Source organism: Sphingomonas sp. STIS6.2 (assembly GCF_000732685.2).
Taxonomy (GTDB): domain Bacteria; phylum Pseudomonadota; class Alphaproteobacteria; order Sphingomonadales; family Sphingomonadaceae; genus Sphingomonas; species Sphingomonas aerolata.
Map to the genome: position 1 here is coordinate 1 of NZ_JPDP02000066.1, position 11,451 is coordinate 11,451.

The window sequence follows — 11,451 nt, forward strand, 5'->3', positions numbered from 1 at the left end:
GTAGAAGGCGGCTCAGCTCGTTTGGGTCGGTTGGCTGTCTTTGCCGACGGCTAGGTAGCAGAACACGCCCTCGGGCACCTTATGCTGCGTATCACCGGTACGAGGCCGCGCCCACACCTCGATCATGACGGCGATCGAGGTATCGCCCTCGTGCTCCAGTTCATAGAACACGCTGACGTCGTCAACAACCGAGACGGGCTTGAGGAACTCGACAACGTCGATCCGCACCGTGACCACGCGCTCAGCGGAATGGGCAGCCGCGAAGGTGCCGCCTGCGAGGTCCATCTGCGACAGCGTCCAGCCGCCGAAGATATCGCCGCTGGCATTCGCATCGCGGGGCAGGGCAACGGTGCGCAGATGCGCTCCACCATCGGGCCGTAGAATGTCGTTGCTTATAGATGCTCCCGATGCAAGTTAGACGCGCCTGTTACGCTTCGCCGAGCGCGCGGTGGATCTGCCGCTCTTCCAGGTCAAGTTCTTCACCGAGCGCGCGATGCGCTTCTGCGTCGATCTGGTCAGTTTGCTCCATCAGCGTCTCGCGTGCCGCCTCGATAGCGACAAGACGCAGACGCTGCTGGGCGATAAGCTGGTCGGTCTTGGTCTCGACGTCCTGCCCTTCGATGCTCGCCCGATCGGCTCGCACCTTGTACTCCTCGACCAGCTCGGCTGCGGCCTCGCCGTGCTCCGAGGCATCGTTGTCGAGATGCTCCTGCACCGCGTCCAAGGATGCGCTGGCAAGCTCTGCACGCGCCTGTGCTGTATCCGGCTCTGGCAACGTCGTTTCCTCCTGCTCCAGCCCGAGACGGCGGATCACCCAGCCCAGTGTCGTGCCTTGCAGGACGAGCGTCGCGAAGATCGCGCAGAAGGCCAGGAAGACGATGATGTCTCGCCCTGGAAAGCGGGCGGGGAGAGCCAGCGCCGTCGCCAGGCTGACCACGCCCCGCATGCCGGCCCAGGAAAGGATTGTCGGATAGCTCCACGGCGGCATCCGGTCCGCTTCCCGAGTCGTGCGAGATAACATGCGGGGGAGTAACGTCGCCGGAAAGATCCAGACGAAGCGACTGACGATCAGCGTCGCCGATATCGCCACCGCAATCAGGCTGAGGCTCTTCGCATCATAACCTTCGAGCCGCTCGACGATACCGCGCAGCTGAAGTCCGATGAGCATGAACACAAGCGCGGTGAGCAAGAACTCGACGAAGCCCCACACTGTCGCCATGCCGAGCCGCGTCTCGCCGGTGAAGGCCGCGTGCTGGCGACGGCCGAGCACCAGCCCGCAGCCCACCGCTGCCAGCACGCCCGAGACGTGGACCTGCTCAGCCAGGAAGTAGGCAAAGAACCCCGCTAAAAGGCTGACGGTAATGTCGAGCAGCGTGTCTTCGAGATGGACGAAGATCCACATGGCTGCGCGGCCCACCAACCAACCCGCCAAGGTGCCGCCGATCGCGGCGGCAAAGAACTGGAACACGCCTTCGCCAAGTCTAAAGGTGCCCGCCAGCGTGGCGGCGACCGCACACCGATAGAGCACCAGCGACGAGGCGTCGTTGATGAGACTCTCGCCTTCCAGCACCGTGACGATGCGCTTGGGCAACTTGACCTGCTTGAGGATCGCCGCTGCGGCGACCGCGTCTGGCGGAGCGACGATCGCGCCTAGTGTGATCGCTGCCCACCAGGGAAGTCCTGGAACGAGCAGTTTGGCGACGATCGCCACAGCAGCTGCGGTAAAGAACACCGCGCCCAGTGCCAGCGACAGGATAGGTCGCAGGTTGAAGCGAAACGCCGGCCAGTCGGTGCGGTAGGCACTGGCCTGAAGTAGCGGCGGCAGGAAGAGCGCCAGCACCAGTTCCGGATCGAGCGTAACCATGCCAACGCCTGGTACAAACGCCAGAGCTATGCCGCCCAGCACCAGCGCAACCGCAAGCGGAACACGCAGGCGCTGCGCGGCATAGGCAAGCGCCACCGAGGCGGCGACCAGTATGAGCAGTAGTTCGAACGTATGCATAAACCAGCACTTTCGGAGCGGACAAAGCCGGTTAGCGGCCGGCATGAAAGCCTAACCTACGTTCATCGATCCGCTTCACTGAATTGCGGTGCGACTTATTCCCGTCCAGCACGCCCGCGGCGTTCGCTTCGCTCGGGCGACGAAAGCGAGATCTTGGTTTGGAGACTATGGTCTGGGTTGGGCGTGAGTATGACGGGCGAAGGCCGCTCAGGACGGCGAGCCTGCTGCCAGTTGGTTCGACCTCGCCCATCTGAGGCCGTGGTAATTATCGGCTTCCTGGCACTGCTCGCCTGCCGTTCGCTGGAACTGGTGCCCACCGCTGCCCTCGCCTCGATCAACCGCATTCCACGTTGCTACCGTCGTGTCCATGCAGCGCTCGGGCTTGGGGTGGACGTGCGCACCGTTGCGGTAGGGTGGCGGTTGCAGTAGTTCTGTCTCTCGAGCGCGATCAGTCTGGCTTTGCTGATAGTGCTGCACACCACATAGTCGATCAGCCTTCGGGGTTGTGGCATATGGGCATCTGGTACTTGTCGCCAAACTCCTAAGTTTCGAACGTCGCAAATATCGCCACTTCTGCAGCAGAAAATGTAAACGGGCAGGGGGCAGCGTGGCTGCACCGCCAGCTGCAAGAAAATTAACGGCGTGTACAGAGAGGCGGACTGGAGAACGCCAGAATTATCGCGACGCCCGTATTTGATAGCGGTCCGATGACGGCTGAGATGCTTGTTCGTCTCGAACATGCTCGCTGACTTTTGGCCGAAGACTTTCTTGAGCTTGTTGTCCGCGATAATCTGGGGTCGGTCCTTGCCGGCCTGCAGATCGCCCGTCGTCGGGGGAGATCTACCATGGGGAGGGGCGACGGCCGAGCAGTTCCCGAAGCTTGATGCCAAACGCACGGCTATTGAGTTTCCGGATATTGCTTATTAATTGCAACAAGTATAATGATGGATATAACTACCACCTGTATAATTAATTATATCGTTCACCAATATTATTTGTAAATTGACTTGTTCAGATCAATTAATGCCGTGAGAAGCTTACTTCTCGTGATGGGCTTCTGAAGGCAAGGCATGTTGACTAAGTCTGATGGTATGATACCTTTATCGTAACCGGTAGCGATGATCGTCGGAATATTACGCAATGCGAGCGCTCGAGCAACCGTGAAGTCAGGACCAGTCCCTAAATTAAGATCGACAACTGCAAGTGTTGGCGACTGCTTGTCTAAGGACCGTAATGCGTCAGCTGCCTTACCATAAGGGCCCAAGATGGTGGCACCTTCTTCGATCAACGCCTCCTGCGTAGCTTCCGCCAAAAAGTAGTCGTCATCCACTACCAACACGCAGCAGTAGGCTAGTGGCAGGATGCTAGTGCTCATCATCGCCTTCCGTCATGTAGCGTTTCGCTCGCTGACCCTGGTTGCAGAATGCTGTCGCCTCTAATCAGCGGGAAGATGATACTGCATTGCAGTCCCTGTTCGCTAAAATCCAGTTGGCCTTGTCCACCAAGTTCGTACGGCACCCGACGAGTAATAAGCTCTGTCCCGAAGCCAGTGCGGCGCGGGATAACAGGTCTAAGATCGACGCCGGTTTCCGACCAAAAGAATTCTAGCCACTCTTGACCTTCACGGCTGTCAGTTATCCAATGAACATCGACACGACCGGTAGGTGCTGCCAAAGCACCGTACTTGCATGCATTAGTCGTAAGCTCATGTACGCTAAGGGTAAGAACCTCAGCGGCCTTTGGAGAAAGCAGTACCGGAGAACCATCAATCGTAAACCGATTTTCCTCGGTTTGGCTCAGTAGCTCTTCGCGGACCATATGCTCAAGCTGAACGCCTGCTCCCGCATCCTGCGTCAGTAGTGCTTGGGTGCGGGCCATGGCTGCTACCCGACCACTAATGAGATCACGAAGCTCTCTCGTCGAAACATCGATATTACACCGTTGCACGATCGCAGCAACAATCGCGAGTACGTTGCGTACACGATGCTGAAGCTCTGCCAGCAACACCGCCTGGCGTTCTTCTAGTTTTTTACGTGCTGTGAGGTTGTGGGCGATTTTGAGAAAGCCGCGAAGCGTACCGTTTGTATTGCGCAACGCGATAGTCTGACCGTCCAGGTAGACAAGCTTGCCGCCCTTCGTAACGTGCCAGCGCACATCCGGAGCCTTACCGTTCGTCACCGCGGTTTCTGCTTCCCATTCTGGCGCCCCGGTCTCGTTGTCCTGCTCGGTGAAAAGAATTGAAACATTTTGTCCAACCATTTCCTTCTCGCTCCAACCAAACGTATCTTCCGCACCGGGAAACCAGTCAGTGATCATTCCGATAGGATCGCTTATTAAGATAGCAACATCACGTGCATTCTCTACAACAACACGGAAGCGTTCGTTGCTACTTACAAGGTCGGCGATTTTAAAAAGACGGTCGATTACCGGACCAAGTATACTCGCATAAGTACGTAAAAACTGAACATCGTTGTCCGAGAAATTTCGAGCTTCGTGCGAGTCTACTTCCAATATTCCATAAGGCACCCCACCCGGCAGGAAGATTGGCACGTTCACTAAAGCTACAATGCCGTGCTCAAACAGGAACTCGGGAATATGGAACCGACTTTCGCTATCAACGTCGATGATGACAACTGGCTCACTGATTTTGATCGCAAAAGCCTCTGCAGACCCATCATCGAGAGAAATGCGCTTTATACCGACTATGCCGGATCGCCAGCCTACACCGGCCCGGACAAGAGCCGTGTTATGCCCAGCTTCGATTTCCATAATCTTTGCCAACGGAACGCCAAGAGCATTTGCAACAAGCCTGCAACCTTCGTCCAAAGTCGTTTGTAGATCATCACAGCAAAGAGTGAAATCGCCAAAGTCTGCAAGAGCACGTTGCCGCTGCCCTGCGCTTTTCCGCTTAATGGCCATTATAGCATTCCTTTAAACTAAGAAATGAAGTTCGCTTACAACCGAATGCTATATTTATAGTTACCTTAATATTGCAAGCTAGTAATCTGTCATAAACAGAATAACTAACAAACGGTAGGTAAATGAGAAGATCTCGAGATATGAGTGCTGGCCGTGTCATGACGTTCGGGACAAAGCTGCGCTAAAGACGACCGCTAATGTCGCTGGGAAGGGCGGCACACTGGCCTCAATACGAATACTGGCTACCATTGCAGGGGTAGCAAATAAACGAGATCGTTGCCAATCTATGCGTGTAGACTCGCGAAAACACATCATGCCGCCCTCGACCATCCCCATCCCGATCGGAGTTTGCACTCCCTGCGCATCTTGATGGTCGAAGCGACATACGATGCCCAGCCTCTGTGCTGCATCCAACAGTCGAGATTGGCAGCAATGGCCTGACATCGCGCCACTGCGTTGGCTGAAATTGATCATACGATCGGTGGCGAAGGATCTCACTTGCCTCCAAACGGTGGCACTTTGTGTGATATCGCACAGAGCGCATACACTGACAGTACAAGCTCGCTACCGTATGCTATGCTTTTGCCATCGCTTGCCGACGATCCGGGCGCAAGCGGCCGAAGGATGCGTGCGCCCTCGCCCCATATCGAGGGGCGATTTCGTGCCGAACCCAACTGAGCGGTCCTCCGCTAATACGTTACTTGCAGCACTATCTGTCGAAGACTTGGCTTTGCTCGAACCCAATTTTACCCGCGAAATACTTCATCGCGAGCGCGTGTTAATAGCCGCTAACATGCCTATCCAGTACGTCTGGTTTCCCGAGGGCGGGGTCGCCTCGGTAGTCGCAGAGATGGCGGACAACGGCCCTACCGAAGTCGGCATTTTCGGTAGAGAGGGCTTCGCTGGCATCCCTTTACTGCTGGGTGCAGACAGCTCACCGCACGTCATATTCATGCAAGTTAACGGACACACCGGGCTACGTATCGAAGCGCCTCTGTTTTTGGCCGCAGTAGACCGAAGCATCACCTTGCGGACCACATTGCTGCGGTACGTTCAAACATTCATAACCCAAACCGCTCACAGTGCCGTGTCAAACGCTCATCAGCGCATCGAGGCCCGCCTCGCACGGTGGCTTCTGATGTGCCATGACCGCAACGACGGCGACGACATACACCTGACACACGAATTTATGGCGATGATGATAGCCGCCGAGCGATCTGGCGTAACCGTTTCGTTGCACGTGCTGGAGGGAGCCGGAATGATACGGTCCAAGCGTGGCCGTGTTATAATTCTTGATCGAGTGAAACTCGAGGATCTGGCAGGCGATAGCTACGGGCGGCCGGAAGCGGAGTATCGCCATTTGGTTGCACCCTTTGGTAAGGACGCGCCTCGAATAGCCCCAGCCTGAAAGGCGTTGATGACAGGTCGCGCTAACTAGGGCCACCTTCTGTTGGATATACCACAGAACAGCTTAGGTCCTTGTGGATATTACCCTGCTGGTAGATGACACCTTGTTGCTCGAGTTCTTACCTGCTGAGCAAGGTCAATCAATCAATGTGGTGTAGTCGTGACAGGTGATCGAGATAGTGCCAGGGAGGCTCAAAGGCTCATTGCCGAGCGAGACCGCCGGTATAAGCTTTTCCCCAGTGAAATCTTTGACGAGTTTCCCTGGAACATGCTGCTTCATCTCTTTGTTGCGATGGCCAATAATGCTGTTTTATCGGAAGAAAAGCTGTGCGAGCTTTCTCACGCGGGACAGCTGGTTGGACGGCGCTGGATTGCTCATCTCGTAAAAGACGGGCAAATTGAAGGCCGTCACGATGGTGAAGACGTGGTGCTGACCGCTACAGCTATCGACCGATTGCAAGATTACCTTCGTCGGCCAGCGGGTTGCGAGGATTTGTTTGTTGAACAGTCCGCATAGTCTTTAGTATGTTAGTTCACAGTCAGCTCGGCTGACCTAGCGCGCTGGGGCGGATATGTCATCGACATCAAATTTAGACGCGGAAGAGAAGCTTTGCGCTGCAATCAGCGCAGGCGCTTGCCCTTGCCGACAAGCTGAATGATACGCTCGTATCGGCTTTGCTTGGTCAGGCATTAGATGCAGCGCAATGCGATGATGCTCAACGCATTCTTTGACGCGGGCACTTGGGTGGGCTGGATCGGCCTCGCACTGGCGATCGGCGCTACAGTCTACGCGTCGCTACAGTGGCGTTTTTCCCGCGAAGGTCGTCTTAGCCGAAACAGGCCATCCCGCGCCGCGGTGGTATTAGCAGCATCCGCGCGCTGATCCCGTGCGGTCAACGCCGTTGAAGGTCAGAACGGTGATGCTGCCGCCCTAGGCGAGGCAGGGCCGGTGCAATCAGACTGATGTCGCGAATATGCTAAGTTTCGGACGTCTCGAATGTCGCCACTTTTGCGACACTGGCATGGTGCCAGGTGGTGAACTGCGAAGAAACTTTTTGAGGCGAGCTGCTCGCTAAATGCCTTCTCACAAGCGATCAGAAAACGGGAAAGCCGCTGCGTTCCTAGAACCGTTCTCGAATGATATTCTTCGTCGTTTGGGAGCTGGGCCATGCGAGTTACCAATGACAAGGTATGCCCACGCCGCTGTCGCCGGTCTGGATTAAACGCTTTGATCCGGGCGGCCAGGCGTGTTGGCAAACAGTTGCTCGGGGATCCGCTGCGTTAGCTAAATATCAACGATACCCCCTCAAAAGGGGGTGGGACCACTCTCCTCCCTAAACTTAATGCTAAGCGCCTCTGCCACGTAGCGTACCCGGCAGGCGCTTAGCCTTTTTCCCCTCCACCGCCGCGGTAAGAGGGGGGTATAATCCCTGCTACAGTCGGCCGTGGTGCTTGGTCAGCTCCGCGCTTAGCCTTGGACTTGGCGGATATATTAGCCTCGCCATTGATCAATCGCTTTACGTGAAGCTGCTCGGTTCGCGGTTCAATTTTTCGCGACATCGGCTACCCGGGCGCTCTGGGATAAATAAGCATTCAGATCGGCAAGCGGCATGGGACGGCCATAAAGGTAGCCCTGCGCTGTCGGGCACCCGCATCCGAGTAACAGGTCGCGCTGCGGTTCGGTCTCGACGCCTTCGGCGATGACTTCAACCCCAAGACTGGTTGCCATATAGACCATCGCGTTGACGACTGCGGCATCGACCCGATCCGTGCAAATGTCGCGGATGAAGCTTCGATCGATCTTTAGCCGGCTAAGCGGATAGCGCTTGAGCATGCTAAGTGACGCAAAGCCCGTCCCAAAATCGTCGAAAGCGATCCCGATGCCCGCCTTGCGCAGCGCGCGAAGAGGCGCAAGCATGGTGTCGTCGTGGCGCAGGACGATATTCTCGGTAATCTCCAGCTCCAGCGCCTCGGGCGGCAAGCCGGTCCGCTCAAGTACTGCGGCAACATCGATCGCTAGCTGCCCCGTACTGAACTGAGCGCCGAACACGTTTACGCCTAGTGTAAGATCAGGGGCCTTGCGTCGCATCTCGACGGCTTGAGCGCATGCGGTCTCCATGACCCACTGGCCAATTTCCGGTGCGAGAAGGCCGCTCTCGACCGTCGGAAGAAAGTCATTAGGCGGGAGCAAGCCCTGTACCGGGTGACGCCAGCGTAGCAGTGCCTCAACCCCAAGAAGTACACCATCAGTCATCCGAACCTGTGGCTGGTAGAACAGCTCGAATTCGTTTTCGTCGATCGCGCGGCGCAACTCGCCTTCGAATGCCCGACGATTGATCGCCGCTTCGCGCAGCGGCGGGGCAAAAAATCGTCGGCAGTTTCGCCCTTCTCCCTTTGCCTGGTACATGGCGAGGTCTGCCGCTGAGAGGAGGTCTTCGGCGAATTCCCCGTCTTTCGGCCCAAAGGCGATGCCGATGCTGGCACCGATATGAGCCATTTGCCCGTCGCTGACGCACGGTACCCCGATCGCGGCGATGATACAGTCGGCAGTCGCTCCAACAGCTGCCCGGTCGGGGCTGTCCGGCATCAGAATAGCAAATTCGTCGCCGCCGAGGCGGGCTACTGTATCGATAGGCCGAACACACCCAAGAATGCGCGCCGCGACTTGGCGCAGTACAGCGTCGCCAGCGGTATGCCCCAGCGTATCGTTGACGTTCTTGAAGCCATCGAGATCGACCATCAAAATCGCAAGGAGTTCGGTTTTCGCGCGTTCATCGATCCGGTTGAGCAGGACCGCCCGGTTCGGTAGACCGGTCAGACTGTCGAGGTGGGCCAAATTGAAAAGTCTGGTCTGATTGGCGCGACGTTCGCCTATATCCCGGATAATGGCACCAAAGCTTGCCTGGTCAGCTTCGCGCCACATCGACAAGGAGAGTTCGATTGGAAACTCTGACCCATCCTGACGCGCGGCATCCAGTTCAACGGTCGTACCGACGAGCCGCGGCTTACCGCCAGCCGCAACCCGCTGCAGCCCGCCACCGTGGCCACCGCGCATGCGTTCCGGCACGATGATGTCGAGGCTTTTGCCCACCGCCTCGTTTGCGTTAAACCCGAACAGCCGCTCACAGGCGGCATTCCAGAAAGTGATATCGCCGTGATGGTCGGCACAGATGATGCCGTCGGGTGATGTAGCGGCGATGTTTTCGAACCGGGTCTGGCCTATCGCCCCAGCCACCGCCAAGCGGCGTATCTCGAGCCTGTCCGTCACGATTGTGGCGAGCGATTGAAGGTTGGCCCTGTCCCGGTCGGAAAAGCCGTTCCTCGGCCGGTGATCGATGATGCAGAGCGAGCCGATCGCGTATCCGCCAGGCGAGCGCAGCGGAACGCCGGCATAGAAGCGAATATGGGGGCTGCCAGTTACAAGCGGATTGGTCGCGAAGCGTGGATCCAGCAGTGCATCGGGAATGACAAGGATATCAGTCTGGGCGATCGCATGCGCGCAGAAGGAAACGTCGCGCGCGGTCTCACAGACATCAAGGCCGATGCGCGCCTTGAACGTCTGGGTATCGCGCTCGACAAGCGACACCAGTGCGATGGGAACATCGAACAGCCGTGCCGCAAGCTGAACCATCTCGCTAAGATCGACATCGTCGCTCTCACTGAGCAGATCATATTCCGCCAGCGCCGCCAGTCGGGCGTCTTCGTTGAATAGATGGGGAGCCGATCGCATGCTTTTCCTGGCGCTTGGGTTCGTCGCCGCCGACAATAAACTTATAACCTCAACACTGCGTTACTAGGCATAGGTTGCGTAGAGAGCGGCTGAATTCGTCTCGGAAAAAAGCCGCTAAATTTGCCGAACGTTCAATTTCTAAGCAGTCCGCGAATACGGCTTGTCAGTGCCTCCATCGCAAACGGCTCGACGAGAATGTACATGCCTGGGATAAGAAGCCCGAGCCCGATGGTCCTGTCAGTCAGAGCCGAGGCGGTTTGCTTGGACAGAAGGCCGCTAAGCGGCTGCTGTCGGGCGGGTACCTGTGCATGGGAGACCGGACAGACCGAACGGTGGCAAGCTTTTATGGGATGGCCAAATGGAATCAAAAGAAGAGTATCAGGGCAGGGTGGCGTCAGCGGTACTGAAGGCTATTGCCGACACGTCATTCGTCGATATTGACGGCACGACAACCGCTTACATCCGTTCGGCAGAAGTATGCGACGCGCTGATCACCGCTCTGGCGGTCATAATGGAGGGCGCTCCGCAATGCCGAACAAGAAAAGGCATGAGGGCAATGTCTGAGGCTGCCGGCCGCAATCTTCTAACGATGATGCGCGAAATGGAAAAGCTCCGCGCCGAAACTGGTGCAAGAGCATTTAACGCCACGGTGATCTACCCAAGCTGAAATTTGTAACCCAGCATTCGGGTATGCCGGGCCTGCGCATGACGCTGTAGTACCGCGACACGATAATATCAGATCAATGCGAGCTTGGAACGTTGATGCCCGCGATGCGCTCGGGTTCAGCAGCCCCGCCATGCGGCAGGGCAAGCTGAAGGAGAATGAGCATGCCGACGCCTGAAGACCTGAAGGACGTGTACACGGACGAGCTAAAGGACCTGTGGTCGGCCAACGACCAGATGCAGAAGGTGCTGAAAAAGATCACGTCCAAGGCTAGCGATGCAACGCTGAAGGACATGCTGAAGAATTCTCAGGACGGCATCACCAAGCATACGGAAATCCTCAAGGAACTGATCGCCGGCCAGGACGAGAAGGTCTCCAAGGAGCATTGCAAGGGCATGGAAGGCCTGGTCGCCGAGGCGACCAAGCATGTCCTCGAGGAAGGACCCGATAAGGGACCAGTACTGGATACGCTTATTAGCGCCCAGTATCAGCGCATGACCCATTACGGCATCGCTGGCTTTGGTACCGCTGCCGCCTATGCCAAAGCGCTGGGGCTGAAGGACGACAACACGAAGCTGCGCCAAGCCACCAAGGAAATTTACGGTGGCGACGAGTTCATGACCAAGCTCGCCGAGACCGCGGTTAATGCGAAGGCCGAAGAGGCAGAGTAACGCTCTCTGCAGCTCGCCTGAGAAGCAGGCGAGCTGCACACCCATGCGGAGACATCGT

10 protein-coding genes are annotated in these 11,451 nt (G+C 57.0%); 4 read left to right on the forward strand and 6 right to left on the reverse strand.

Annotated features, from left to right (window positions below; genetic code table 11):
- Positions 1-12: 12 nt before the first annotated feature.
- The 5 genes from sphst_RS11200 to sphst_RS11220 form a co-directional block, all read right to left on the reverse strand.
- On the reverse strand, positions 13-396 hold the full coding sequence (locus sphst_RS11200) for an acyl-CoA thioesterase (RefSeq protein ID WP_051916159.1): 384 nt from the start codon (positions 394-396) through the stop codon (positions 13-15).
- 31 nt (positions 397-427) lie between these two features.
- Positions 428-2,002, reverse strand: a complete 1,575-nt coding sequence (locus sphst_RS11205) for a Na+/H+ antiporter (RefSeq protein WP_031392865.1) — start codon at positions 2,000-2,002, stop codon at positions 428-430.
- A 353-nt stretch (positions 2,003-2,355) separates the two neighbouring features.
- Positions 2,356-2,898 (reverse strand): SWIB/MDM2 domain-containing protein, encoded by a 543-nt coding sequence (locus tag sphst_RS11210; RefSeq protein WP_234387588.1) that lies wholly within the window; start codon positions 2,896-2,898, stop codon positions 2,356-2,358.
- Between the two features lie 95 nt (positions 2,899-2,993).
- Positions 2,994-3,377 (reverse strand): response regulator, encoded by a 384-nt coding sequence (locus sphst_RS11215; protein ID WP_051916158.1) that lies wholly within the window; start codon positions 3,375-3,377, stop codon positions 2,994-2,996.
- Positions 3,377-4,921, reverse strand: coding sequence for a sensor histidine kinase (locus sphst_RS11220; RefSeq protein WP_081877376.1), 1,545 nt, complete (start codon positions 4,919-4,921; stop codon positions 3,377-3,379). The genes sphst_RS11215 and sphst_RS11220 overlap by 1 nt, the downstream gene beginning before the upstream one ends.
- Before the next feature lie 730 nt (positions 4,922-5,651).
- Here sphst_RS11220 and sphst_RS11225 point away from each other — a divergent pair.
- Entirely contained in the window at positions 5,652-6,329 is a 678-nt protein-coding gene (locus tag sphst_RS11225) for a Crp/Fnr family transcriptional regulator (RefSeq protein WP_051916156.1), read from the forward strand.
- Between the two features lie 267 nt (positions 6,330-6,596).
- The gene (locus tag sphst_RS20520; RefSeq protein WP_159043585.1) at positions 6,597-6,845 is read left to right on the forward strand and encodes a hypothetical protein; all 249 of its coding nucleotides are present in this window, start codon (positions 6,597-6,599) and stop codon (positions 6,843-6,845) included.
- Positions 6,846-7,871: 1,026 nt separating this feature from the next.
- Here the strand turns inward: sphst_RS20520 and sphst_RS11230 are convergent.
- Entirely contained in the window at positions 7,872-10,058 is a 2,187-nt protein-coding gene (locus sphst_RS11230) for a putative bifunctional diguanylate cyclase/phosphodiesterase (protein ID WP_043156050.1), read from the reverse strand.
- Between the two features lie 358 nt (positions 10,059-10,416).
- On the opposite strand from sphst_RS11230, the gene sphst_RS11235 reads away from it, so the two are divergent.
- Positions 10,417-10,725 (forward strand): hypothetical protein, encoded by a 309-nt coding sequence (locus tag sphst_RS11235; protein ID WP_031392858.1) that lies wholly within the window; start codon positions 10,417-10,419, stop codon positions 10,723-10,725.
- A 161-nt stretch (positions 10,726-10,886) separates the two neighbouring features.
- Positions 10,887-11,393, forward strand: a complete 507-nt coding sequence (locus sphst_RS11240; RefSeq protein ID WP_031395566.1) for a YciE/YciF ferroxidase family protein — start codon at positions 10,887-10,889, stop codon at positions 11,391-11,393.
- Positions 11,394-11,451 lie beyond the last annotated feature (58 nt).

What these genes read in the sequence shown, in the direction of transcription:
- sphst_RS11205 (WP_031392865.1), bottom strand. Translation starts at nt 2,002, where the DNA reads ATGCATACGTTCGAACTACTGCTCATACTGGTCGCCGCCTCGGTGGCG.
- sphst_RS11215 (WP_051916158.1), bottom strand. Translation starts at nt 3,377, where the DNA reads ATGAGCACTAGCATCCTGCCACTAGCCTACTGCTGCGTGTTGGTAGTG.
- sphst_RS11220 (WP_081877376.1), bottom strand. Translation starts at nt 4,921, where the DNA reads ATGGCCATTAAGCGGAAAAGCGCAGGGCAGCGGCAACGTGCTCTTGCA.
- sphst_RS20520 (WP_159043585.1), top strand. Translation starts at nt 6,597, where the DNA reads ATGCTGCTTCATCTCTTTGTTGCGATGGCCAATAATGCTGTTTTATCG.
- sphst_RS11230 (WP_043156050.1), bottom strand. Translation starts at nt 10,058, where the DNA reads ATGCGATCGGCTCCCCATCTATTCAACGAAGACGCCCGACTGGCGGCG.
- sphst_RS11235 (WP_031392858.1), top strand. Translation starts at nt 10,417, where the DNA reads ATGGAATCAAAAGAAGAGTATCAGGGCAGGGTGGCGTCAGCGGTACTG.
- sphst_RS11240 (WP_031395566.1), top strand. Translation starts at nt 10,887, where the DNA reads ATGCCGACGCCTGAAGACCTGAAGGACGTGTACACGGACGAGCTAAAG.